Here is a 23838-nt window from a genome sequence, read left to right as displayed (position 1 = left end):
GGCCGGCCTCGCCGGCCTCCGCCCCCGTAGGGTCGGTCGGGCTGCAGCCGCCGTGACGCCCAGCCCCACTCGCCGCTCAGGGCGCCGTCCTGGAGGAAGGTCTGGGTAATACGTCAGATGTACCTGCGTCCCTTGCAGGACAACAACTGTAGCGCATGTCGATCACGAAAGCCCGAATCTCTCGCTGGGCTGTCAGGCCGCGCGGTGCCGGTACCAGTCGAGGGTCGCGGCCACGCCTTCTGCGTGTGGGGTGACCTTGGCGGGGCCGAACGCCTTCTGGAATGCCGAGTCGTCGGAGATGAATGTCCGGTCGCGCTGATACCAGGTCTCGCCGAGTTCGCGGACGGTCGGGTTGAACAGCCCGATCAGGCGCTGCGCCGTCCGGCTGAGTCCGGCAACCCGGGGCTTGCCGCCCGCCGCTGCCCACACGAGATCGAGGAATTCGCGGCCGGTGACCGGCGCGGCGGCCGGTAGATGCCAGGCGCGCCCGTCGGCGTCCGTGCGCTCGCCGAGGGTGATGAGACCAGCGGCGATGTCGGGGAGGTACGCGACGGTGTGCGGCTGATCGAGGTCGCCCACCCAGCGGGCGGTCTTGCCGGCCAGGGCGGCGGCGAAGACGGTCGGGCCGATGACGGTGTTGACGCCGCCGGGGCCGTAGTAGTCGGAGGCCCGTCCCAGCGTTGCGCGGATTCGCCCGGACCGGTGGGCGTCGAGGATCAGGTTGTCCACCTCGGTGCGGGCTCGGCCCTTGGGGTTGGTGGCGGCGTACGGCAGGTCCTCGGTCATCGGCCGGTCGACGGGCCCGTAGACGTAGAGGTTGTCGGCCATGACCAGCTTCGCCCCGGCGGCCTCGACGCCGGTGAGGATCGTGCGGGTGAGACCGGGGAACTCCTCGGCCCAGCGCCCGTACTTCGGTTGCGCGCATTGGTAGACGACTGCGGCACCGGCGCAGGCGGCGATGGCTCCCTCGGTGGTCGTGACGTCGGCGCGGAAGTCGTCCGGACCGGCGCCCGCGCCTCGGCTGACGGCGCGGACCCGGTGGCCGCCGGCGGTGAGTTCGGCGGCGACGGCCGAGCCGATCGCACCGCTGGCGCCGAGGACTACGTGCAAGTCAGACATGGGGTTCTCCCGAATTCAGATTTAGTAACGCAGTTATATAACGACGTTACGGTACGATCGCCGTCATGCCAAGACCCAGAAACCGGGACTACGTCGAACTCCGTCGCGACCTCGTCGACGCCGGCGGCCGGCTGCTGGCCGCCGAGGGCCCGTCGGCGTTGAGCACCCGCCGCGTCGCGCAGCAGGCGGGCGTGTCCACCACGGCCGTCTACAGCCTCTTCGGCGACAAGGCCGGGCTGGTTCGCGAGATGTTCCTGGCCGGGTTCGAGCGCCTCGCCGAGGCGTTCGCCGCGGTGCCCCGCACCGATGACGCCGTCGCCGACCTGCGCGGTCTCGGCCAGGCCTACCGCGCGAACGCCCTCGCGAACCCTCACCTCTACGAGCTGATGTTCGGGCGGCCGGTCCCCGAGTTCCAGCCCGATGCCGAGACCGCCGCACTGATCCAGCCCACGTTCGACGCGCTGGTCGCAGCCGTCGCTCGCTGCACAGCGGAGGGCGCATTCGCGCCCTCCGAGCCCTACGACGTCGCCGTCATGCTCAATGGCCTCGCACACGGGCTCTGCAGCCTCGAACTGCGCGGCGCGCTCGGCGACCCCGATGAGGCACGCCACCACTGGGAAAGGGCCTTCGACACGATGGTGCGGGGGCTGGCCAGCGGCTAGCGCCCGACCGGCGCCGGCCAGATCCTATGTGGACGTCGCGGTGCGGTGACGGTCCCGGACGAGGGCAGGGCGACGGGGGCGGGAGGACGGCCGGCGTTTTCCTCAACGCCGCGGGTGCGGCGCCGATGGGGTGTGGTGAGAGTGGCCGTGGTGCTCGAACGCTTGGGGGTCGATGTGGTGGAGCGGGTGGTCGGTTCGCTCGGCGTCCGTACGGCAATCATGGTCACCGTGGTCGTTACCGGCCTGGTCGCCCTGGTCATCGGGGTGCTCGGACTGCTGCAGACACGCTCGGTCGCCGCGCAGGGCGACGAGATGTACCGGCGTGCCGTGGCGCCCGCCGAGACGCTGGGCAAGCTTCACGAGCTGGTGTGGAAGTTCCGGTACAGCGCCCTGGCCACGACCACGTCGGCGGGCGACCAGGCACGCCAGACGTTCACCGCGATGCAGGAGCAGACCCTGAAGGACCTCAACGCCGGCATCGAGGCGTACGGCCGATTCGACCTGACCACCGAGCAGCGCGACGCCTTTGCGTCGTTCAAGCAGAGCTGGCAGGGGTACCTCACCCTGCGCGACCAGGCACAGCAGCTGAGCGCTCAGGGCCGCACGGCCGACCTCGAGGCCCTGCGCGTGCAGAAGCTCAACCCGTCCGCGGACCAGACGATCGCCGCGCTGGACAACATGACCGCCATCTCCGTGCGGATCGGCGAGGCGCGCCTCGCGGCGGCCCGGGACACGTACTCGCAGGCCCGGCTGACCCTGAGCATCGTGCTCGTCGGCGGCCTGCTGCTGGCGCTGATCCTCGCCGGGCTCGTCGCCGGGACGATCATCCGCCCGCTGCAGCGGCTGCGGCAGGCCTTGCAGGCGCTCGCCGGCGGCGACCTGACCCAGACCGTCGACGTGACGGCCCGCAACGAGCTGGGCGAGATGGCGGTGTCAGTCAACGCCGCGACGGCGCAGATGCGCGCCGCGGTCGGTACCCTGGCCGGCAGCAGCACCGGCCTGGCCGGGCGCGCGGCCCAGCTCGAGCAGACCAGCCAGGACCTGGAGCGCAGCGCACAGCGCACCTCCGAGCGGGTGGCATCGATCGGCCAGGACCTCGGCAGCGTCTCCAGCAGCGTGCACTCGGTCGCTGGCGGCGCCGGCGAGATGGGCCAGTCGATCCGGCAGATCTCGGCGAGCGCGAGCGAGGCGGCCACGGTCGCCCGGGACGGCGTCGAGGTCGCCGCCGCGACCGAGGACATCATGAAGCGCCTCGGCATGTCGTCGGCCGAGATCGGCAACGTGGTCAAGGTGATCACCGCGATCGCGGAGCAGACCAACCTGCTGGCGCTCAACGCGACGATCGAGGCGGCGCGGGCCGGCGAGAGCGGCAAAGGTTTCGCGGTCGTCGCGGGCGAAGTCAAGGACCTGGCGCAGGAGACGGCGAAGGCGACCGAGGAGATCGGCCGGCGAGTGCAGGCGATCCAGGCCGACACCGGCAGCGCGGTGGAGTCGATCGCGAGCGTCAGCGAGGTTATCCGGCGCATCAACGAGTACCAGACGACGATCGCGGCCGCGGTCGAGGAGCAGAGCGCAACGGCCGGCGGCATGGCCGGCGATCTCAACGTCGCGGCCGGCGGCGCCGAGCGCATCGGCGGCGGTATGCGCGAGGTCGTGCAGGCGGCGGACAGCACCCGCGACGGCGCGGCCACCGCCCGCGCCGCGGCGGCGGAACTCAGCGAGATGTCGGCCGAACTGCGCACCGCGGTGAGCGCCTTCCGGTACTGATCCGGCAACTTCAAGAAGCGCGCGATACGCCCACATCACCCTGGCCGTGCTCGCCGCCGCGTTCCCGGTCGCCACGCGGGCCGTGGAGGGGGTACCGGCGACGGCGAGCACACGCTGATCCTGTTGACCAGAACCGAGATCCGTCGCCTGTTCGGCAAACTCGTCCTCATTGGACAGACCGCCGCTGCGGTCTCAGATGGTGATGACGGCGATGGCCTGGCCGGTGGTGATGTCCTCGTCCACGGCGACGAGCTGTTCGGTGAGAACGCCGGCCACCGGGGAGGGGATCTCGACGACGGCCTTGTCGGTTTCGACGCGCATCAGGATGTCGCCGGCGGAAACCGACTGGCCTACCGGGGCTTCCCAATCGAGGACGACGACCTCGTCCACCGTATCGGCCACGCGGGGCAGCTTGACGGTCATTCTCATGCGCGTGCTCCTGCCGCCCAGATGTTGCTGAACATGTCGGCCAGTGCCGGATCGGGGCTCGCGGACACGTTGCGGATCACCGTCTCCAGATCCTCGCGGATGGTCGCCTCCCGAGTGTCCAGGTCGGACGTCGATGCCAGCTCGGCGCGCAGGAGTGCCAGCGGGTCGCGGGTGCGCCAGTGCTCCAGCTCGCCGGGCGGACGGTAGGTGGCCTGGTCGGCCCGGGAGTGGCCGGCGAAGCGGTAGGTCTTGGCCTCCACCAGGGTCGGGCCGCCACCGTCGCGGGCGCGGGCCACTGCCTCGCCGATGACCGAGCGGACGGCGGCCAGGTCCATGCCATCCACGGCGATTCCGGGTATGGCATACGACTGCGCCCGCACGTGCAGGTCGGTCACCGAGGTGGTCAGGTCGATCCGGCTGTACTCGCCGTAGACGTTGTTGTCGCAGACGAAGACGACCGGCAGGCGCCATACCGAGGCGAGGTTGAGCGCCTCGTGGAACGCGCCGATGTTGGTCGCGCCGTCGCCGAACACGGCCACCGCGACCCGGCGCTCGCCGCGGGTCTGGAAGGCCATTGCCGCCCCGGCCGCGACCGGGAGCCCGGCGCCGATGATGGCGAACGTGGGCAGCAGGCCGATGTCCGGGTCGGACAGATGCATCGACCCACCGAGGCCACCGGTGCAGCCGCCCGCGCGGCCCATGATCTCGGCGAGCACGGTGGCCGGGGACATGCCGAGGGCCAGCGCGATGCCGTGACCCCGATAGGTGGCCGTGACCACGTCGTCCGTGGCCAGCTCCGCGGCCAGGCCAACGGCCAGGGCTTCCTGGCCGAGGCAGAGGTGGGTCGTGCCGTGCACGGCCCCCTGGGCGAACAGGTCGTTGACACGCGCCTCGAAGACGCGGATCTCGAACATGCGCTCGTAACAGGCGGCCGGCCCGCCCGCCAGCGCGGCCCGGCGGGCGGCCGGATTCGTTTCTAGGACCATGCTCATGCCAGTACCCCTTCCCGCACCCACCACGGCGCCGGGATGTCGTCGGTCTTCAGGAAGGCCGCCACCTGCGTCACGATCTCGGCCGTGTCCGGGCAATACCGCGCTTCCAGCGTCTTGCTGTACGGGACCGGCACGTCGGGGGCGGTGATGCGCAACGGCGGGGCCTGCAGAGACCGGAACGCTTTCGCGGTCACGGCCGCCACGATCTCGGCGCCCCAACCGCCGCCGGCGGGTGCCTCCTCGACCGTGACCAGCCGCCCCGTCCGCGCCACCGAGGCCAGAACCGTGCCCTGATCCCAGGGCACGAGCGTGGCCAGGTCGATCACCTCGAGCCCGGGCGTCTGCGCGGCGGCGTTCACCGCCGAGCGCACGGTCTGGCCCAGCGCCACCACGGTCGCCGAATCGCCCCGCGTGAGCGTCCGGGCCTGGCCCAGCGGGACGATTCCGGTGTCCCCGGTCACGACCTCGCCACGCTCGGCGTAGAGCGCCCTCGGTTCCAGTACCACCACCGGGTCCTCGTCCTGTATGGCCGCCCGCAGCAGGCCGTATGCGGTCTGCGCGTCGCTGGGCACCACCACTTTCAGGCCGGGCGTGGCGGTGAGCCAGTTCTCCAGGGTCTGGCTGTGCTGGCAGGCGAAGCCGAGCCCGGAACCGATACTGGCCCGCACGGTCATCGGTACGCCGAACCGGCCCTTGCTCAGGTACCGGAACTTGGCCGCCTCGGTCACCAGCTCGTCCAGCGCGACGCCGAGGAACTCCATGAACATGATCTCGATCACGGGCCGCATCCCCATCGCTGCCGCGCCCACGGCCGCCCCGGTGAACCCCATTTCGGCGATCGGGGTGTCCCGGACCCGCAGCGGCCCGAACTCGGCCAGCAGCCCCTCGGACGTCTTGAACGGCCCCTCGGCCGCCGCGATGTCCTCGCCGAGCAGCATGACCGCGGGATCTCGCCGCATCTCATCCGCCAGCGCGGCAGCGATCGCCTGACGCACCCTCATCCTGGCCACAGTCTGCCTCACCCACGTCCGCCAAGGGGCGGTCACGCGACCGCCGGGACCATTCTGGAAACGATTCGAATCTTGCCTGGCAAGGTCTTCCGCGTCAATATCATCCGACGAATTCGCGGCGCCACCCACTCAGCGGAGGTCAGGCCCGGCGCAGCACGCTGGAACCCTTTCCGCACATGCGCTCCGCCAGGATGGGAGCCGTGGCCGGCGCAACCGGGGACATATGCGGCCGACCGGACAGGCTTGGCGCCTGATGGCAAAAGGGTCGGGCGGGTGTCGGGTTTGGAGTTTGGGTGGCGGCCCCGCCGCGGTTCCATGGGGTGGATACAGCCGCCGGCGGGCCGATGGTGATCACTCGGCCGGCGAGGAACGCGCCTCAGGGGAAGGCGATGATGCCTGCGGTGGACAGGCGGGTGAGGTGCTCTTCGGTGTACTGCAGCAGGTCCGTCAGGACCTCGCGGGTGTGCTCGCCGAGGCCGGGGCCGGGGGCGTTGCGGTGGGCCGCGTCGCCGAAACGGACGGGGGAGGCGACCTGGCCGACGCGGCCGAGGCGGGGATGGTCGTGATACGACACCAGCTCGCGGGCGCCGACCTGCGGGTCGGCCAGCGCCTCCGCGACGGTGTTCACCGGGGCGCACGGGACACCGTGGGCGGTAAGGATTTCCAGCCAGTGCGCGGTGGTGTGCCGGCCGAAGTCCGCGTCCAGGATGGCCTGCAGCTCGGCCCGGTGACGCAGCCGGTCGTCGAAGGTGGCGAAGCGAGGGTCCTCGGCCAGTTCGGGCCGGCCGAGGGCGGCGACGGTACGTACCCAGAACTTCTCCTTGCTGCCGCCCGCGACGATCCACCCGTCGGCGGTCGGGAAACTTCCGAACGGGATCAGCGTCGGGTGGCTGGATCGGGGAATCCGTTGCGGCTCATGGCCCCGGCTCAGGGCCCAGGTGGCCAGGTAGTTGAGCATGGACACGGCCGTGTCGAGCAGGGCGACGTCGGCATCCCCGCCGACGCCGTCGCGCCGGGCCGCGTGCACGCCGACCATCAGCGAAAGCGCGGCGGAGAGCCCGGCGGCGAAGTCAACCGCTGACATGCCCGTCTTGGTCGGCGGGCCATCGGGTTCGCCGGTGATGCTCATCCAGCCGGCCAGGCCCTGCACCATGTAGTCGAAGCCGGGCTCGGCCCGGCGCGGGCCGGTCATGCCATAGCCGGACAGCGAGCAGCAAACGATTCTAGGATTGATCTCACGCAGGTCCGCGTAGCGCAGCCCGAGCTTCTCCGGCACATCTCCGCGCAAGTTGTAGAACACCGCGTCCGACACCCGGACCAGGTCTTCCAGGACCGCCCGGCCCTGGGGTTCGGCGAGGTCGAGGGCGATACTGCGCTTGTTGCGGTTGAGCGACTCGAAGAACAGGCTGTCGGTCCCGTCCCGGTATGGCGGGACGTACCGCCCGACGTCCCCACCGGGCGGCTGCTCGACCTTGATGACGTCCGCGCCGAGGTCGGCGAGGTGCATGGAGCCGTACGGGCCCGCCCCGTACTGCTCGATCGCGACGATCCGGACGTCTGAAAGCGGGAGTGGCATGAGCAACGGCTCCTTCGGCGTTGACCGGCACCACGGCATCCCGGTACCGTTTCCAGGAACGATACCCAAATGATCTTCCGGGGAGAAGTGCATGCCCACGATTGAAGCCATCGAGACGATTCCGCTCCGGATACCCCTGCGCCACCACTACCGGGGCAGTTACTACTCGATGCGCAATCGGTGCACCATCATCACGCGCATCCGCACCTCCGACGGGGTGGTGGGGGAGGCGTACAACGCGGACACGGACGAGGAGCAGCACGAGATCCTCGCCATCATCCACAACGAGATCGCGCCGCTCGTCGTGGGACTTGACGTGACCCGGGTGGAGCAGGTGTGGCGGGCGATGCTGCCGGTGACATTCGACCAGTTGCGCGACCGGGCCATACCCATGCAGGCGATCGCCTGCGTCGACACCGCCGTGTGGGACGCGTTCGGCAAGTACATGAACCAGCCGCTGTGGCGGATCTGGGGCGGCTACCGGGACCGCATCCCGATGATCGGCATCGGCGGCTACTACGGCTCCAGCGCCGCCGACCTGGAGAAGGAACTCGCCTTCTTCAAGGAGGAGCACGGCATGGTCGGGATGAAGTTCAAGGTCGGTGCCAAGCCGCCGCAGGAGGACGCGAACCGGCTGCGCGAGGCGAAGCGGATCGTCGGTGACGACTTCCTCTTCGTGGTCGACGCCAACCAGGGCTACACCGTGTCCGAGGCGCTGGAGTTCCTGCGCCTGCTCGATGACGAGGTGTCGCTGCGCTGGTTCGAGGAGCCGACCCGGTGGCACGCGGACTGGCGCGGCCTGCGCGACGTGCGCTCCCGCGGCAACGTCAACGTCGCGGCCGGCCAGAGCGAGATTTCCCGGGTAGGCATGCGGGAGATGTTCGTCAACGGCGCCGTCGACGTGTGCAACTTCGACGCCTCGTGGGGTGGCGGCCCGTCCGAATGGCGCCGCGTGGCCGCGCTGGCGCTGGCATTCGACCTCGAACTCGGTCACCACGAGGAGGGGCACCTCGCCTCGCACCTGCTCGCCTCGGTGCCGAACGGGACGTTCGTCGAGTCCTTCTCGCCCACCCGCGACCCGATCTTCTGGACCCTGCTGGCGAACCGCCCCGCGCTGATCGATGGGGAACTGCCCCTGCCGGAGGGCCCGGGCCTGGGCTGGGTTCTCGACGAGGACGTGATCGAGCAGTGCCGGGCCGACCGGTGAAGTGAGCGGCAGGGATACGGCTACTCTGGAATCGATCCCTGAACTCAGGCTGGTAATGGAGGTCATCGATGGCCAGGTTCGAGGCGGACGGCGCGGGCACCACGATCCGTGACGTCGCCGTGCAGGCGGGCGTCGCCCTGTCGAGCGTCTCTCGGGTCCTGTCCGGGCACCCGGACGTCTCGGCGGCGATGCGCGCCAAGGTGGAGAAGGCCGTCGCCGACCTCGGCTACGAGCCGGACCTGCTGGCCCAGTCGATGCGCAGCGGCTCGACCAAGACCATCGGCTTCGTCCTGCGGGACATCTCCAACCCGCTGTTCGCCAACATCGCCCGCGCCTGCGAGCAGGAGCTGCGCCGGGCTGGGTTCTCCATGCTGATCACCAGCTCGGACGGGCACCTCGACGTGGAGGCGCGCAATCTCACCCTGCTGCGCCGCCGCCGGGTCGACGGCGTGATCGTCTCGCTCGTCTCTGAGCGGGCCGAGTCCACTCGCGCCGCGCTGGCCGCGCTGAGCAGCCCGGTCGTCCTGCTCGACCGCGAGGTCGAGGAGCTGCCCGCCGCTGCCGTGCTCTGCGACCACTTCGCCGGGGTCCACCGGGCCGTTGGTGAACTGCTGGCCCGGGGGCACCGCCGGATCGGGCTCATCACCGGGCCCCTGAACGTCCGTTCCTCCCGGGAGCGGCTGCGCGGCTACGAGGCCGCGCATACGGACATCGGCGCTGCGGTGGATCGCAGCCTGATCGCCACCGACAGCTTCGACGCCGACTTCGCCAAGGCCGAGGTGATCCGCCTGCTTTCGCGCAACCCCGAGCCCACCGCGCTGGTCACCGGCGGGATCAGCACCACCGCCGGCGCCCTGCAGGGGCTACGGCAGTTGCGCCGCTCGGTCGGCTCGGACATCGCCCTGGTGACGCTGGACGAGTGGCCCATGTTCGACGTGCTCGCCCCTGACCTCTCCTCGGTTTCCCGCGACTCCGGCGAGATGGGCACCGCCGCGGCCAGGCTGATGCTCGACATGCTGCGCGGGGCCGAGGCCCGCACCGTGATCATCGACACCATCTTCACCCCGCGCGACAGCGTCGGCCCGATCCGGCAGGTCGAGCCGCCGGTCAAGCGCGCCCGCGCCAAAGCCAAACGAACGTGAGAGGCAGCGCCACGATGCAACGACCCCGCCGATCCTGTCTGGCCGTACCCGGCTCCAATCCCCGGATGCTGGAGAAGGCGCAGGGACTCTCCGCGGACCAGGTGTTCCTCGACCTCGAGGACGCGGTGGCCCCGCTGGCCAAGGCCGGCGCCCGGGACAACATCGTGGCCGCCCTCAACACCGGCGACTGGCGGGGCAAGACCCGGGTCGTCCGGGTCAACGACTGGACCACGGCATGGACCGTGCACGACGTTCTCGCCATCGTCGGCGGCGCCGGGGCAAACCTGGATTGCGTGATGCTGCCGAAAGTGCAGAGCGCCGAGCACATCGTCGCGCTGGACCTGCTGCTGACCCAGTTGGAGCGCACGTACGGCCTCCCGGTGGGCCGCATCGGCATCGAGGCGCAGATCGAGAACGCCCGCGGACTGGTCAATGTGGACGCCATCGCGGCCGCGTCACCGCGCCTGGAGACCGTCATCTTCGGCCCGGCGGACTTCATGGCCAGTATCAACATGCGCTCGCTCGTGGTCGGCGAGCAGCCGCCCGGCTACGACACCGGCGACGCGTACCACTACATCCTGATGCGGATCCTGATGGCGGCGCGCGCCAACGATCTGCAGGCGATCGACGGGCCGTACCTGCAGGTGCGCGACACCGAGGCGTTCCGGCGGGTCGCGGCCAGATCGGCCGCGCTCGGGTTCGACGGCAAGTGGGCGCTGCACCCGGATCAGATCGCGGCCGCGAACGAGGAGTACACCCCGCCGCAGGCGGACTATGACCGGGCCGAGCACATCCTTGACGCGTACGCCTTCGCGACCTCCGATGAGGGCGGCCGGAGGGGCGCGGTGATGCTCGGCGACGAGATGATCGACGAGGCGTCCCGCAAGATGGCCCTCGTCATCGCCACCAAGGGCCGCGCCGCCGGCCTGACGCGCACCGCGACGGCCGGCGCATGAACACGACCACCCGACGCCGGCCGGCATCTGGCCCGGTGGCTTTGCCGTAGAGCGAGAAGAGAGCGACATGAGTGAGGGCACCACACATCCGGCCGTGATCGGGCGGTTCTTCGAGGAATTCACGGTCGGGGACGTGTTCCAGCACGGGATCGGCCGGACCATCTCCGAGGCCGATTCCACGTGGTTCACGCAGCTGACCGGGAACACGAACCAGAACCACTTCAACGCGCACTTCGCCGCGAGCAACCCGATCACCGGAGGCCGGGTGATCGTCAACAGCGGCCTGACCGTGGCGCTCGTTCTCGGGCTGTCCGTATTGGACATGAGCCAGAATGCCATCGCCAACCTCGGCTGGTCCCGCATCGAGCTGCGGCACCCCGTCTACATCGGCGACACGCTCTACGCCGAGTCGAAGGTGGTGGAGACGCGGCGCAGCAAGAGCCGGGAGTACGCCGGGATCATCACGATGCACACCCGGGGGCTGAACCAGGACGGTAAAATCGTGGTCTGGTGGGAGCGCGCGGTCATGATTCCCACCCGCGCGTCCGGCATCGCGCAGAACTACTTCCCCGTCACGACGGAAGAGTGGGAGTAGGCGCACGTGAGCCAGACAGCGGAGCCGACCGGCGCCATACCGGAATCGTCGTGGGAGAAGTCCGTTGTGGTCACCGGCGCGGCCGGGGCGATCGGGCGCGAGATCGCGCTGGCGTTCGCCCGCGCCGGTGCCCGGGTCTGCGTCGTGGACCTGGCCGAGGAGCCGCTGGCCGAACTGGTCGGTGAACTGCCCGGGGACGGTCACGGCTACCTCGTACAGGACCTCGCGGACATCGCCGGGCTCGACGGCCTGCCCGAGCGGGTGCGGCAGCGCACCGGCCCGAGCGGAACGCTGGTGCACGCGGCGGCCGTGCTGCGGCGCACCGGCATCTTCGACGTGACCGAAGAGGAGTGGGACCTGCAGGTCAATGTGAACCTGAAGGCCACCTTCTTCCTGAACATGAGCCTGGCCCGGCACTTCCGCGAGCACGGCGGCGGCTCGATCGTGAACTTCACCTCGCAGGGCTGGTGGAGCGGCGGCTTCAACGGCTCGGTCGTGTACAACACGACCAAGGGCGGCATCGTCACGATGACCAAGGGCCTGGCCAGAAGCCTTGCGCCGGATGCCATTCGCGTCAACGCGGTCGCCCCCGGTTTCATCGACACTCCCATGCTCGCCGGCGGCCTGGATGACGCGGCCCTGGCCGGGCTGTCGGGCCAGGTCCCGATGGCCCGCCTCGGCCAGCCGTCCGAACTGGCCGGCGCCGTCGTTTACCTGGCCTCCCCGGCCGCGAGCTACGTGACCGGAACCGTCCTCAACGTCAGCGGTGGCCTGCTCATGTACTGAGCGGCACATCCATGTAGGAGAACTGTAGTGAGCACCCTGCTGGCCGGTGCCTCGGCCGTCAACATCAACCCGCCCCTCCCCGTCGACCCGCAAGGCTTCCTGCGCCGGGCCGAGGCCGTCCGCCGCTACGGCGAGCCCCTCATGGTCACCGCCTGCGTGCTGGATTCCGGGTCGCACCGCGTGGCCGTCCTCGCCGCCGACGTGGTCGGCCTCAGCCCCCTGTACGCCGACCGCATCCGCGCCCGGATCAGCGAGGCCACCGGCATCGCCCCCGAGCACATCCTGCTCAACTCCAGCCACACCCACGCCGCCCCCTGGCCGCGCGAGGACGGCAAGCTGCACGGCGAGTTCCCGGAGGTGACCCCGGCCGAGGCGGCCTACTTCGAGCGCCTGCCCCACGACTATGCCACCGCCGCCCTGCTCGCGGCCACGAACCTCGTCCCCGCAAGGGTTTCCGGCGGCACCGGCCGGGTCACGGGCCTGTCGGTGAACCGCCGCGAGCGTCGTGAGGACGGCGCCACGATCCTCGGCTGGAACAAGGAGGGATTCGTCGACGAGGACGTGCCGGTGATCCGCGTCGACGCCCTCGACGGCAGCGCCATCGCCACCATCGTCGGCTTCGGCTGCCACCCGGTGTGCGTCGGCCCCGAGCGCACCGAGACCAGCCCGGACTTCGTCGGCGGACTGCGCGGCCAGGTCGAGCGCCTCCGGGGCGGCGTATGCGTCTTCCTCCAGGGCGCCGCCGGCAACGTGCTCCCGCTGCAAGCGTTCTGCGACTACTCCGGCCCCGAGCTGGAGATGGGCAGCCGCCTCGGCCTGGAGGCCGTGCACGCCGTGGCGGACCGTGAACCCCGCGTCATCGACATCGAGCGCATCGGCTACGGCTCGGTCACTCCGATCGTCCTCTACCGCCGCCGGGTCGCCCCCGACCAGCCCGCCCAAGAGCTGTCGAGCGTCCGGCGCGTCATCGACCTCCCGCTGCAGCAAGCCCTGTCGCGCGAGACCATGGAGGCCGAACTGGACACTCGCCGCAGCGAATACGACGAGGCGGAGCGCGGCGGCGCGGGTCGCGACGTGCTGAACCCGATCCGCTACCACATCCGCTGGCTGGAGTCGATGCTCCGCCGCCTGGACAGCGGCCCGCTGCCGACCTCCGTCCCGGGCGAGGTCTGGGCCGCCCGTATCGGCGACTGCGCCATCGTCGGCACCCCTGGTGAACTGTTCAGCGAGCTCGGCGCCGAGGTCCGTGCGAAGTCCCCCTTCGCCACCACCATCTTCGCCGGCTACTCCCAGGGCACCCTGGGATACGTCGCCACCTCCGAGGAGTACCCCTACGGCGGCTACGAGCCCACGGTGTCGCAGCGTGGCTACGACCAACCGGCGCCGTTCACCCCCGAGGTCGGCGGGCTGTTGGTCCGGACCTCGCTGGAGTTGCTGCACGAACTGCACGGGGAGGCGTGATGGCTGACGCGTTGAGTGTTCTCGGCCCGGTCAGCGCGGAGAATCTGGGTTTCGTGCTGCCGCACGAGCACCTGACCACGGACAGTTCGGCGCTGATCGTGCCCGGGGGTGTGTACCCGGTCGACACCCCGATGAGCGCACAGACCATAGCCCAGGTCAAGAAGTGGCCCCGCTCGCTCTCCGACAACCTGATCATGGACGCCGACGATGTCGTGCTGACCGATCTGATCCGGTACAAGGACCTCGGCGGCGGCACGCTGGTGGACCTGACCCCGATCGGTATGGGCCGCGATCTCGAGCGCTACCGCCAGCTGTCGCGGGCCTCCGGGGTCAACGTCATCGCCTGCACCGGGTACTACGTGAAGTACGGGCACAAGGGCCGGGTCGAAGGGCGCACCCCGGACGACCTGGCCGCCGAGTTCATCGCGGAACTCCGCGAAGGCGATGGCGTCTCCAGGTGCGGGGCGATGGGGGAGATAGGCATCTCGGCGGTGCCGGAACCGGACGAGTGGAACGTGCTCAAGGCGGCGATCATCGCCCAGCAGGAGACGGGCGCGCCGATCTGGATTCACATCACGACGCTGCGGCCGGTGCCGGAACTGCTGGCCTTCCTCACCCGCAACGCCCGCGATCTGAGCCGAATCGTCATCTGCCACATGGACTATTCGCTGGAAGATCTCGACGTGCACCGCCGGGCGCTCGAAACCGGAGTCAACGTCGAGTTCGACATGTTCGGCGCGCCCTGGTGGAGCAACGCCAACTTCCTCGACCTGCCGACCGACAGCAAGCGGGTGCGCGCGCTGCTGACCCTGTCCGCCGAAGGTGCCGCTGATCAGCTGTTCGTCAGCCAGGACACCTGCATGAAGCAGCAACTCTCGGCGTGGGGTGGGTTCAGCTACGGCCACATGCTGGAGTCGGTCGCGGAGCTCTTCACCGTGCTCGACGCCCCAGCGGGCCTGCTGCACCGCTTCGCCGTGGAGAACACCCGCCGGCTGCTCTGCTGGGCCTGACCCGGCCGGCTAGAAATGATCCATCTTTGCCGCTGTGTGCTGGAAACGATTCTAGGGAGCTGCCCGTGCTGCGTATCTCCTGCTCCGACTACACCTGGCCGGGGCTGTCCCACCCAACCGTGCTCCAGGTGATCCGGGACATCGGGTTCACCGGGGTCGACCTCGGGCTCTTCGGGGACAGCACCCACCTGACGCTCACGGAACTGCGCAACTCCCCACAGCGGTACGCCGCAGAGGTCCGGGGGCGCCTGGCGCAGCACGGCCTCGCGGCCGCTGACCTGTTCCTGACGCCGGACGCGACCAGCCTTGCCCTGCTCGACCCCGGCAATCCGGACCCGGCCGACCAGGCCCGTTCGCTGGAGATCTTCGACGACACCGTCGCGTTCGCCGTGGAACTGGGCGTCTCCGGCATCACCCTGCTCCCCGGCGTCCGTCACCCCGGCCAGACCCACCGCGAGGCCCTGGCCTCGGCCGCCAACGGCCTCGCGGTTCGGGTCGACCGGGCCCGCGCGGCCGGTCTGCGGCTCTCCTTCGAGCCGCACCTCGGCTCGGTCACCGACACCGTCGAGCGCATCGCCGACCTGGTCGCCGCCACCCCCGGCCTGGAGGTCACACTCGACCCGTCCCACCTCGCCTTCGCCGGCGCCACCCCGGCCGAGATGCTGGAACTGGCCGCGGCCGTGCGCCACGTGCAACTGCGGGCGGGCGGCATCGGCAAGATGCAGACCCGCCTGGCCGACAACGAAATCGACTTCACCGCCCTCCTGCACGGGCTCTGGGCCGGCGGATACGACGGCTGGCTCGCCACCGAGTACGTGTGGATGGCGAAGTGGGACTGCGACCGCGTCGACAACACTGCGGAAACCATCGCACTCAAACAGCACGTGGAGGTGCAATGGGCCGCGTGGGCCTGATCGGCGCCGGCGCCTGGGCCCGCGCCTGCCACCTGCCGGCCCTGGCATCCCGGGTCCCCGACATCGAACTGGTCGCTGTCGCCGACGCCGATCCTGCGCGAGCGCAGGCCGCGGCCCGCGAGTTCGGCTTCTCGTCCGCGTATGCGCAATGGCAATCCGTGCTCGCGCACAACCTCGACGCGTGCGTCATCGCCAGCCCCGCCGTCGCGCACCACGAACAGGCCCTGGCCGCCCTGCGCTGCGGCGCGCACGTGCTGGTCGAGAAGCCGTTCACCCTGCGCGCCGACCACGCCGTAGAGCTGTCCCGAACCGCCCGGGAGACGGGCCGAGCCCTGCTGGCCGGCTTCGGCTGGAACCACTCGGCCCTGTTCACCGCGGCCCAGCGCATGCTGAGCGCCCCCGGGATCGGCGCCGTCGAGCACGTCAGCGTGCACATGGCCTCCGGCACCCGTGACCTGTTCCGGGGTGACTCCCTGCTTTCCAGCGGCACGCAGGCCGGCCAGGCCGCCGCCGCCACCTGGACCGATCCCGTCATCTCCGGTGGCGGCTACGGCCACGGCCAGCTCTCGCACGCCCTGGGCGTCCTCTTCGGACTCCTCGACGACCCCATCGCCGACAGCCAGGCGTGGGCGATGATCCCACCCGGCGGACAGGTCGAAACCTCCATGGCGATCGGCGGCCGCCTCCACAGCGGCGCAACCATCGCCGTCTCCGGCGCGAGCTTCGCCCCCAGCATCGACAACGCCCGGCACCAGCTCGACATCCGGCTGTTCGGCTCGGAAGGCATGCTGCTGCTGGACTTCGGCCACGACTCGGTCCGTCTGTCCAGAATGGACGGCCACACCGAGTTCGCCTCGCACAGCGGCGTCTACGACGGCTCCGGCCCCGTGCGAACCCTCATCGACATCACCCTGGGCCTCCTTCCCGCCACACCCCACACCGGACAGGCCGCCGTCCGCACGGTGGAAGCCCTCGAGTCCGCGTATCGCAGCCTGGGGACGATCGACGGTTCGTCCCGGGCTCTGGGCGGGTCTGCTGCGCAGGGGAGGGCGGGATCGTGAGCGCGGTGCGGGTGGCCATCCACGGTGACGGGCAGCTGGGGCGGGCCGTGGCGGCGTTGCTGCGGGAGCGGGACGGGGTCACGGTGGACGGGCCGGTGGCGCGGCCGGAGCGGGGGGCGCTGCTGCGCAGCGGGGCGGACCTCGTGGTGATCGCGACGACGACGCTGCTGGCCGATGTGGCGGCGGACATCGAGGCTGCCGTGACCGCCGGCTCCAACGTGATCGTGTCGGCGGAGGAGTCGTCGTTTCCGTGGGCGGTCGACCGGGAGCTGGCGCGGCGGCTCGACGCGCTGGCGCGGGAGCGCGGGGTGACGATCCTCGGCGGGGGAGTGAACCCTGGGTTCCTGTTCGACGCGTTCGTGCTGACGCTGCTCGGGACGACGGCGGAGCCGGTGACGCTCACCGTCCGGCGGACCGTCGACCTGTCGCGGTTCGGGACCGTCGTGCTGGGGCGGCTCGGGATCGGTTTCCCCGCCGACGAGTTCGCGGCGGGGGTGGCGAACGGGAGCATCCTCGGGCACGCCGGATTCCCGCAGTCCATGGAAATCGTCGCGCACGCGCTGGGACTGGCCGTCGACCGGATCGACAAGCGCATCGAGCCGTTGCTCACCCCGCATCCGGTGCCGCTGGACCAGCGACCGGTGGCCGCCGGGCACAGCGCCGGGGTGCACCAGATCTACACCGCGATCGTCGCCGGAAGGCCTTGGTACACGGCGCACTTCACCGGCCACGTGGATATGGCCGGGGCCGGGCTCAGCGCGCGGGATGAGATCAGCGTGCACGGCGAGCACACCGATATGACCTGCACGATCCAGCCGGGTATCGGCGCACAGCGGGGGTCGGCCGCCATGGTCGCCAACTCAGTGCGGCGGGTGCTGGCGGCCGGCCCGGGATGGGTCACCGTCGCCGATCTGCCGCCGGCCCATCCGTGATTGAGGAGCAGCATGCCACGCATACGAGAGATCACCACCCTGTCCGTCCGCTACCCGGAGCCGAACGACAACAACCAGTTGCGGTATCTCACCTTCGCCAAGGTCCTCACCGACGACGGCGTCGTCGGCTGGGGTGAGGCGATCAGCCAGTTCCCGGCAGCCGCCAAGGCGACCGAGGCGCTGATCGAGGGCATGGCCGAGTGGTTGATCGGCCGGGACATCCACGAGAACGTCGCGCTCTGGCACGAGATGCGCAGCAAGAGCTGGTGGTTCGGCTACCGGGGCGGGATCGCGTCGTTCGCCCTCTCCGCGATCGACATCGCACTCTGGGACGCGCGGGCGCGCACCCTGAACCTGTCGCTGGTGAACCTGCTCGGCGGGGCTCGGGTGGCGTCGCTGCCGGCCGTCGCGTCGACACACGCGTTCGACGCGAGCCTGGAAGCGGAGGCGGAACGGCACGGCCGCTACACCCGCAGCGGCGACTACATGGGCGTGAAGATCGGCATGGGCAAGGCCGGCCAGGCCCGGCTCGGCTACGACATCGACCGGGACGTGAGCTTCCTCGCCCGGCTGCGCGACGAGTGCGGCCCGGACGCGTGGCTGATGATGGACCGGGGCCAGTCGCTCACCTGGACTCTGGACCAGGCCATCGAACGCACCCGGCGCTTCGAGGGGCACGGTCTCAAGTGGATCGAGGAGCCGTTCGAGCCCTGGCAGACAGACGAGTTCAAGGTCCTGCGCGGCAAGGTGGATTGCCTCATCGCCGGCGGCGAACGGGAATGGGACGAGCGGGGGTATGCCGAGGCTCTCGGCCCCGGCGTCCTGGACGTGGTCGGCTGCGATGTCGGCCGGGCCGGCGGCATCACCGGCGCACTGGGCGTCATCCGCCTGGTCGAGCGCCACCACCGCTGGTTCAACTCGCACGCCTGGTCCAGCGCGGTGAACACGGCCGTCTCGATCGCCCTGTCCGCCAGCACGGACCGCTGCCTGGTGCAGGAGCTCAAGCCCGATCCCAATCCGATGCAGTACGAGCTGGTCGACGACCCGATCGTCGCGTCGAACGGCCGGGTGGCGGTGCTGACCGGCCCCGGCATCGGCGTCGAGATCAAAGAGTCCGTGCTGCACAAGTACCGGTTCTAGGAGGATGTATGCGACTGGGCGACGGCCTGGAAGGCCGGGGAGTCCTCGTCACCGGCGCGGCCAGCGGCATCGGCCGGGCAGCGGCGAAGCTGTTCGCTGAAGCGGGCGCGCGGGTCTATGCCGTGGACGTCAACGGCGCGGCGCTGCACGAGGTCGTGTCCGGCCTGCCCGGCGAACATCACGCGATCACGTTCGACCTCGCCGACACGGCCGGCCTCGACCGCCTGGCGCACGAGGCCGATGCCGCCACCGGCGGCCTCTACGCGCTGGTCAACGTGGCCGCGTTGCTGATCCGGGAGCCGGTCGAGGAGGTGACGATCGAGACCTGGGACCGCCAGCTCGACGTGAACCTCAAGGGGTCGTTCTTTCTCACCCGGGCGGTGGGGGAGATCCTGTCCGGGCACGGCCGGGGCGGCCGGATCATCGGGTTCTCCTCGGCGGCGTGGCTGACCGGCCCGGTGTTCGGCAGCGACGCGTACCTGGCGGCCAAGGCCGGCATCATCACGCTGAGCCGGGGTTTCGCCCGCAAGCTCGGCCCGGCCGGGATCACCGTGAACGTCATCGCGCCGGGCCAGATCGATACTCCGATGCAGCACACCGGAATCGATCCGCAACTGGTGGCGGCCGCCACGCAGACCGTCCCGCTGGGACGGATGGGCAGGCCGGACGAGATCGCCCGGGTCGCGCTCTTCCTCGCCTCCGCACACGCCAGCTACGTCAACGGCGCGACGATCGCCGTCACCGGCGGCTCGATCCTGTACTGAAGGAAAGCCCATGCCCGCTCAGTTAGACCCACCTGGCCCGGACCGCGCCCGCGCGCTGCTGGCCGAGTTCGACGCCACCCCGTTCGGCACGCACAGCCCCGAGCTTCAGTCAGTTCTGGAGCGGATGAGGTCGCTTCCCCTGCCGGGCAAGCACTTCCTCTACATGACGAAACCGCACGAGGAGTGGACGCTCGCCCGGTTGTCGGGCACTGCGCCGTTCCGGCTCATCCTGGAGCCGGAAACGGTGTTCACCGATCTGCTCGACGCCGAGCGTCATGTCTTCCGCCTGCGCTGGCAGGAACTCTTCGGAACCACCGTGGACCCGGCGGCCCCGCAGACGCGCCGGAGCGAAGCCACAGCACACCCGGTCATCCCCTCCGTCCTCGGGTATGCCGGACAGGACGGCGTGCACGCCGGCGAGCCCATCACGTTCTACGTCAGCAGTTCCCGTCACCCGTCCTACCGCGCGGACATCGTCCGCCTGCACAACCCCGAGGTCGGCCCGGACGCGCCCCCGTTCCGGGAAACGGTCTTGCGCTCGGTCGTCGACGGCGAGTACCCCTCGGTGGAACAGCCGGTCCACCCCGGCTCGTATGCGCACGTCCCTGGCCCGATCCCGCTTCCCGCCGCCTTCGGCTTCTCCGCCTTCGTCCAGCCGACCCTGCTCTGCGAAGGCGAGCAGGTGATCGCCTCGCTGCGCGGCGAGGACGGCTCACATCGCTGCCTCTACGTCCGCCCGGACGGCCGCGTCGTGTTCACCGACGGCGCCGCCGAGGTCGTCAGCGCGGGCACCGTGCGTACGCGCGACTGGTTCTTGATTTTCGCTGGAAGCGCGGGCGGTGAGCTTTCCGTCGGCGTGCAACAGGTCCCGAAGACATCCTGGGACACCGGCCAGGCCTCGCTGGCGACGGCCCCCACAACCGTTTCCGGCCACGCAACCGGTGTCAGCCTGACCCTCGCCGCTGCGTTGGAGTCCGCATCGGATGGGCGGGTACGGCCGGACCGCCCCTACAACGGCCTGATCGAACGCCCCCGGCTGTACGAGCGCCCGCTGGGACGTCAGGCGGCGGCAGTCCTCGTGCGCGGCGTGGCAGCTGCGTTCGTGCCCCGCACGGAGTCTCCACCGCCTGCCGTTGCGGGCAGTGGGCCGCAACAGCGGCAGGGCCCGCAACCGGGGGTGGTCGCCGAGTGGGATCTTGCGGATGGGATCGACACGCAGGAGATTCGGGGCGGGTATCCGGGCTGGACGGTGAACCTGCCGGCCCGGGCGGTGCGCGGGGTGGCGTGGTCGGGACGGTATCTGGACTGGCGGATGGCGCCCGGCGAGTACGGGGCGATGCACTTTCACAGCGACGATCTCGCGGATGCGGGGTGGGCGCCGTCGTTCACGCTGACCGTGCCGGCGGACTGGGGGAGCGGGACGTACGCGCTACGGCTGATGGCCGGGGCGGAGGAGTTCCGGGTGCCGTTCTTTGTCCGGCCGCCGCGCGGGACGGTCACCGCCGACACTGTGTTCCTGGTCCCGACCGCAACCTATGCGGCGTATGCCAACATGCGGCTGCGCATGTTCGCCCAGTTCGGCGAGATGATGCACGGCCGCCTGACCGTCCTGGACGGCACCGATCTGCTCCTGTCCGTGCAGCCCGAACTCGGCGCGTCAACCTACGACATGCACCGCGACGGAAGCCCCGTGGTCTACTCGAGCCTGCGGCGGCCGGTGACGAACTTCCGGCCCAAGGGCCGGATCTACAAACTCTGTCAGGATCTGCTGATCACGGCGTGGCTGGAGCACGAAGGCGTGCCGTTCGACGTGGTGACCGACGAGGACCTGCACCGGGAGGGGACCGCGGCGATCACCCCGTACCGCGTGGTGGTGACCGCGTCGCACCCGGAGTATCTGTCCGCCCGCATGGAGGACGCGATCGCGGCCTATCTCGCCAGCGGCGGCCGGCTCATGTACCTCGGTGGCAATGGTTTCTACAACGCTTCGGAGTTCCACGAGAGCCTGCCGGGCACGGTCGAGGTCCGGCGGCCGGGGATGGAGTCGCTGTGGCCGACCGACCATACCGAGGCGATGTTCTCGTTCACCGGCGAACCGGCCGGGCCGTTCGGCAAGACCGGGCGGCGGTCGGAGGCCCTGGTCGGGGTTGCCTTCATCACCCAGGGCTTCGACCGGTGCTCCTACTACCGGCGCACAGAAGGCAGCCGAGATCCCCGGGCCGCGTTCATCTTCGACGGCGTGGACGAGGAGCTGATCGGCGACTTCGGCCTGCTCCAGGGCGGAGCGGCGGGGTATGAGATCGACCGGTTCGACCCGGGCCGGGGCTCGCCCCGGCACGGCCTGGTGCTGGCCCGTTCCGAGGGCCACTCCAACATCTACGACCTGGCGGTGCCGTCCCTGACGGAACGGCTGCCGTCGGCCGATCCGGATGCCCCCGAGGCGATCCGGGCGGACATGGTGTTCTTTGAAACCGGTGGCGGGGGAGCGGTCTTCTCGGTGGGTTCGATCGCCTGGTCGGGAAGCCTCTGCCACAACGGTTATGACAACAACGTCGCGGCGGTGTCGCGCAACGTGCTGCGCCGGTTTCGTACGGATGAGTCGTTTTTACTTCCTGGAAACGATTGTTAACCGAACGGCCGAGTGGCTCGCAACGAACTAGCACGTCACAACGTCTCTAGCGGTCGTGCGGCAGATCCACTATTGACCTCTGAGTGCGGTCGCGTTTAGATTCCCGGAATCGTATCCAGTTCTGGAGGCGCACGTGAGACCAGGTATCACCAGGAGAGGGTTCCTCGGGCTCTCGCTGGGTTCGGCAGCAGCGTTCGGTCTCGCCGCCTGCGGCGGCTCCGGACCGCAGAACCGGGGCAGCAATGCCAGTGGCCTGTCCGTCGGGATGAAGGCGGCGATCACCAGCCTGACCCCGTTCGGCATCCAGGGCTACAACTGGTCCCAGATGATGGGGCTGGCCCTCTACGACACGCTGGTGCGCAAGGACGAGAGCGGGAAGCTCGTGCCCGCCATCGCGGAGTCGTTCGACACCAGTGACCCCAAGGTCACCGTCCTGAAGATCCGCAAGGGCGTCAAGTTCCACGACGGCACCCCGATGACCGCCAAGGACGTGGCGTACTCGATCTCCGCCCGGTGCGACCCGGAAGTGATCAAGCAGACCACCGGCCGGCCGGTCATGTCGCCGACCCAGTTCGGCAAGGTCGAGGTCGTCGACGACTTCACCGTCAAGGTGCACACCAACGAGCGGGTGGAGTTCCTGGTCGACCCGCAGCCGATCCTGATCGTCCCGGCGGACTCGTTCGGCAAGGTGAACTTCGCCAACCAGGTCGTCGGCACCGGCCCGTTCAAGCTGGCCAACTTCGTCAGCGGCAGCCGGGTCGACACGGTGGCCAACCCGGATTACTGGGGTGGCAAGCCGCCGCTGGACAAGCTGGACTTCGTCCTGTTCGCGGATGTCGCCACGGAGGGTGTCAGCCTGCGAAGCAACCAGGTGAACGCGCTGTACGACATCGCCCCGCTCTACCTGGACCAGGTCAAGAACGTGCCCGGGACCAGGGTGGTGTCGGCCGCGACCTACGCCAACTGGTGGATCATCCAGATGGGCAAGGAGCCGCTCAACGACGTGCGGGTGCGCAAGGCGCTGCGGTACTGCTTCGACACCAAGCAGCTCAACGCCGCCTCGTTCAAGGGCCTGGGCAAGCAGACCTGGAACCCGTTCACGCTCACGCCGCAGACCAGCGGCGTGAACGCCACGGACGTCACCTACGACCCGGAGCGCGCGAAGTCGATGCTGGCCGAGATCGGCAAGTCCGGGATCAGCGTGCCGCTCAACGCCATCCAGGGGTACGAGGACTGTGCCGCGCAGGCGCAGATCATCCAGCAGGGGCTACAGGCCGCCGGGGTCAAGAGTGAGATCAAGACCCTGGAGGCGAACGCCTGGTTGGAGGCGACCTACACCAAAGGCACCTGGGAGGGGCTGGCGTTCAACGCCGGCAACCTGCCGTTCCCGACCAAGAACCTGTTCGACTACATGACCAACCCGAGCGTGATGCTCAGCGCCTACACCAACGGGCAGCCGCCGGTTCCGGCTGCGGCCGAGCTGTACCGGCAGGTCAAGACCACGCCGTTCGACGCGCCGGAGGCGCCCGGCCTGCTGGCCAAGGCGGAGGCGGCGCTGGTCGACGACGCGCTGGTCTACTTCATGTTCGGCGGGCCGGTTTCGCTGATCCTGCCCGAAGGCCTCAACGGCGTCGAGTCGAATGGATTCGGCGACGTGTTCTGGCACAAGGCATCCTTCTAAACGAT

The 23838-nt window shown here is 69.9% G+C and carries 21 protein-coding genes; 16 read left to right on the top strand and 5 right to left on the bottom strand.

Annotation, left to right across the window (positions count from 1 at the left end; genetic code table 11):
- Positions 1 to 192: 192 nt before the first annotated feature.
- Entirely contained in the window at positions 193 to 1119 is a 927-nt protein-coding gene (locus ACQPY0_RS35030; protein WP_432970420.1) for an NAD-dependent epimerase/dehydratase family protein, read from the bottom strand.
- Between the two features lie 65 nt (positions 1120 to 1184).
- Between ACQPY0_RS35030 and ACQPY0_RS35025 the strand changes: the two genes are divergently transcribed.
- Positions 1185 to 1781 carry a TetR/AcrR family transcriptional regulator gene (locus ACQPY0_RS35025; protein WP_432970417.1) on the top strand — a complete coding sequence of 199 codons (597 nt, stop codon included), beginning with the start codon at positions 1185 to 1187 and terminating at the stop codon, positions 1779 to 1781.
- 150 nt (positions 1782 to 1931) lie between these two features.
- Positions 1932 to 3548: a methyl-accepting chemotaxis protein gene (locus ACQPY0_RS35020; protein WP_432970414.1), complete on the top strand. Its 1617-nt coding sequence runs from the start codon at positions 1932 to 1934 to the stop codon at positions 3546 to 3548.
- Between the two features lie 192 nt (positions 3549 to 3740).
- On the opposite strand, the gene ACQPY0_RS35015 is transcribed toward ACQPY0_RS35020, so the two are convergent.
- From ACQPY0_RS35015 to ACQPY0_RS35000, 4 genes are all read right to left on the bottom strand, one after another.
- Positions 3741 to 3971, bottom strand: coding sequence for a lipoyl domain-containing protein (locus ACQPY0_RS35015; protein WP_432970411.1), 231 nt, complete (start codon positions 3969 to 3971; stop codon positions 3741 to 3743).
- A gap of 2 nt (positions 3972 to 3973) precedes the next feature.
- Positions 3974 to 4969, bottom strand: coding sequence for a thiamine pyrophosphate-dependent dehydrogenase E1 component subunit alpha (locus ACQPY0_RS35010; RefSeq protein WP_432970408.1), 996 nt, complete (start codon positions 4967 to 4969; stop codon positions 3974 to 3976).
- The gene (locus ACQPY0_RS35005; RefSeq protein ID WP_432970405.1) at positions 4966 to 5970 is read right to left on the bottom strand and encodes an alpha-ketoacid dehydrogenase subunit beta; all 1005 of its coding nucleotides are present in this window, start codon (positions 5968 to 5970) and stop codon (positions 4966 to 4968) included. The genes ACQPY0_RS35010 and ACQPY0_RS35005 overlap by 4 nt, the downstream gene beginning before the upstream one ends.
- Positions 5971 to 6355: 385 nt before the next feature.
- On the bottom strand, positions 6356 to 7648 hold the full coding sequence (locus tag ACQPY0_RS35000; protein WP_432970402.1) for a CaiB/BaiF CoA transferase family protein: 1293 nt from the start codon (positions 7646 to 7648) through the stop codon (positions 6356 to 6358).
- Here ACQPY0_RS35000 and ACQPY0_RS34995 point away from each other — a divergent pair.
- The 14 genes from ACQPY0_RS34995 (at position 7647) to ACQPY0_RS34930 (ending at position 23833) form a co-directional block, all read left to right on the top strand.
- The gene (locus ACQPY0_RS34995; RefSeq protein WP_432970399.1) at positions 7647 to 8762 is read left to right on the top strand and encodes a mandelate racemase/muconate lactonizing enzyme family protein; all 1116 of its coding nucleotides are present in this window, start codon (positions 7647 to 7649) and stop codon (positions 8760 to 8762) included. The genes ACQPY0_RS35000 and ACQPY0_RS34995 overlap by 2 nt on opposite strands.
- Before the next feature lie 68 nt (positions 8763 to 8830).
- Positions 8831 to 9904, top strand: a complete 1074-nt coding sequence (locus tag ACQPY0_RS34990) for a LacI family DNA-binding transcriptional regulator (protein WP_432970396.1) — start codon at positions 8831 to 8833, stop codon at positions 9902 to 9904.
- Positions 9905 to 9918: 14 nt separating this feature from the next.
- Positions 9919 to 10860, top strand: a complete 942-nt coding sequence (locus ACQPY0_RS34985; protein WP_432970393.1) for an HpcH/HpaI aldolase/citrate lyase family protein — start codon at positions 9919 to 9921, stop codon at positions 10858 to 10860.
- Positions 10861 to 10927: 67 nt separating this feature from the next.
- Positions 10928 to 11455 carry a MaoC family dehydratase gene (locus ACQPY0_RS34980; RefSeq protein WP_432970390.1) on the top strand — a complete coding sequence of 176 codons (528 nt, stop codon included), beginning with the start codon at positions 10928 to 10930 and terminating at the stop codon, positions 11453 to 11455.
- A gap of 6 nt (positions 11456 to 11461) precedes the next feature.
- Complete coding sequence (locus ACQPY0_RS34975; protein ID WP_432970387.1) at positions 11462 to 12241, top strand: SDR family NAD(P)-dependent oxidoreductase; 780 nt, start codon at positions 11462 to 11464, stop codon at positions 12239 to 12241.
- Positions 12242 to 12268: 27 nt separating this feature from the next.
- The gene (locus ACQPY0_RS34970; protein WP_432970384.1) at positions 12269 to 13702 is read left to right on the top strand and encodes a hypothetical protein; all 1434 of its coding nucleotides are present in this window, start codon (positions 12269 to 12271) and stop codon (positions 13700 to 13702) included.
- Positions 13702 to 14712 carry a phosphotriesterase family protein gene (locus tag ACQPY0_RS34965; protein ID WP_432970381.1) on the top strand — a complete coding sequence of 337 codons (1011 nt, stop codon included), beginning with the start codon at positions 13702 to 13704 and terminating at the stop codon, positions 14710 to 14712. The genes ACQPY0_RS34970 and ACQPY0_RS34965 overlap by 1 nt, the downstream gene beginning before the upstream one ends.
- A gap of 65 nt (positions 14713 to 14777) precedes the next feature.
- Complete coding sequence (locus tag ACQPY0_RS34960; RefSeq protein ID WP_432970378.1) at positions 14778 to 15626, top strand: sugar phosphate isomerase/epimerase family protein; 849 nt, start codon at positions 14778 to 14780, stop codon at positions 15624 to 15626.
- Positions 15608 to 16687, top strand: a complete 1080-nt coding sequence (locus tag ACQPY0_RS34955) for a Gfo/Idh/MocA family protein (RefSeq protein WP_432970375.1) — start codon at positions 15608 to 15610, stop codon at positions 16685 to 16687. Before ACQPY0_RS34960 ends, ACQPY0_RS34955 begins: the two co-directional genes overlap by 19 nt.
- Positions 16684 to 17619 carry a hypothetical protein gene (locus ACQPY0_RS34950; RefSeq protein WP_432970372.1) on the top strand — a complete coding sequence of 312 codons (936 nt, stop codon included), beginning with the start codon at positions 16684 to 16686 and terminating at the stop codon, positions 17617 to 17619. The genes ACQPY0_RS34955 and ACQPY0_RS34950 overlap by 4 nt, the downstream gene beginning before the upstream one ends.
- A 12-nt stretch (positions 17620 to 17631) precedes the next feature.
- Complete coding sequence (locus tag ACQPY0_RS34945; protein WP_432970369.1) at positions 17632 to 18759, top strand: mandelate racemase/muconate lactonizing enzyme family protein; 1128 nt, start codon at positions 17632 to 17634, stop codon at positions 18757 to 18759.
- A gap of 8 nt (positions 18760 to 18767) precedes the next feature.
- The gene (locus ACQPY0_RS34940; RefSeq protein WP_432970366.1) at positions 18768 to 19523 is read left to right on the top strand and encodes an SDR family NAD(P)-dependent oxidoreductase; all 756 of its coding nucleotides are present in this window, start codon (positions 18768 to 18770) and stop codon (positions 19521 to 19523) included.
- Positions 19524 to 19533: 10 nt separating this feature from the next.
- Positions 19534 to 22152: a N,N-dimethylformamidase beta subunit family domain-containing protein gene (locus tag ACQPY0_RS34935; RefSeq protein ID WP_432970363.1), complete on the top strand. Its 2619-nt coding sequence runs from the start codon at positions 19534 to 19536 to the stop codon at positions 22150 to 22152.
- Between the two features lie 133 nt (positions 22153 to 22285).
- Positions 22286 to 23833 (top strand): ABC transporter substrate-binding protein, encoded by a 1548-nt coding sequence (locus tag ACQPY0_RS34930; RefSeq protein WP_432970360.1) that lies wholly within the window; start codon positions 22286 to 22288, stop codon positions 23831 to 23833.
- Positions 23834 to 23838: the final 5 nt, after the last annotated feature.

Source organism: Dactylosporangium sp. CA-233914 (genome assembly GCF_050942935.1).
Taxonomy (GTDB): domain Bacteria; phylum Actinomycetota; class Actinomycetes; order Mycobacteriales; family Micromonosporaceae; genus Dactylosporangium.
Note: the sequence above shows the minus strand (reverse complement) of the source record. Positions and strands in the feature narration are given on the sequence as shown.

Coding starts and splice junctions, on each gene's coding strand:
- ACQPY0_RS34955 (WP_432970375.1), top strand. CDS start 15,608: ATGGGCCGCGTGGGCCTGATCGGCGCCGGCGCCTGGGCCCGCGCCTGC.
- ACQPY0_RS35005 (WP_432970405.1), bottom strand. CDS start 5,970: ATGAGGGTGCGTCAGGCGATCGCTGCCGCGCTGGCGGATGAGATGCGG.
- ACQPY0_RS34945 (WP_432970369.1), top strand. CDS start 17,632: ATGCCACGCATACGAGAGATCACCACCCTGTCCGTCCGCTACCCGGAG.
- ACQPY0_RS34940 (WP_432970366.1), top strand. CDS start 18,768: ATGCGACTGGGCGACGGCCTGGAAGGCCGGGGAGTCCTCGTCACCGGC.
- ACQPY0_RS34980 (WP_432970390.1), top strand. CDS start 10,928: ATGAGTGAGGGCACCACACATCCGGCCGTGATCGGGCGGTTCTTCGAG.
- ACQPY0_RS34990 (WP_432970396.1), top strand. CDS start 8,831: ATGGCCAGGTTCGAGGCGGACGGCGCGGGCACCACGATCCGTGACGTC.
- ACQPY0_RS34935 (WP_432970363.1), top strand. CDS start 19,534: ATGCCCGCTCAGTTAGACCCACCTGGCCCGGACCGCGCCCGCGCGCTG.
- ACQPY0_RS34985 (WP_432970393.1), top strand. CDS start 9,919: ATGCAACGACCCCGCCGATCCTGTCTGGCCGTACCCGGCTCCAATCCC.
- ACQPY0_RS35030 (WP_432970420.1), bottom strand. CDS start 1,119: ATGTCTGACTTGCACGTAGTCCTCGGCGCCAGCGGTGCGATCGGCTCG.
- ACQPY0_RS35025 (WP_432970417.1), top strand. CDS start 1,185: ATGCCAAGACCCAGAAACCGGGACTACGTCGAACTCCGTCGCGACCTC.
- ACQPY0_RS34965 (WP_432970381.1), top strand. CDS start 13,702: ATGGCTGACGCGTTGAGTGTTCTCGGCCCGGTCAGCGCGGAGAATCTG.
- ACQPY0_RS35010 (WP_432970408.1), bottom strand. CDS start 4,969: ATGAGCATGGTCCTAGAAACGAATCCGGCCGCCCGCCGGGCCGCGCTG.
- ACQPY0_RS35000 (WP_432970402.1), bottom strand. CDS start 7,648: ATGCACTTCTCCCCGGAAGATCATTTGGGTATCGTTCCTGGAAACGGT.
- ACQPY0_RS35015 (WP_432970411.1), bottom strand. CDS start 3,971: ATGACCGTCAAGCTGCCCCGCGTGGCCGATACGGTGGACGAGGTCGTC.
- ACQPY0_RS34995 (WP_432970399.1), top strand. CDS start 7,647: ATGCCCACGATTGAAGCCATCGAGACGATTCCGCTCCGGATACCCCTG.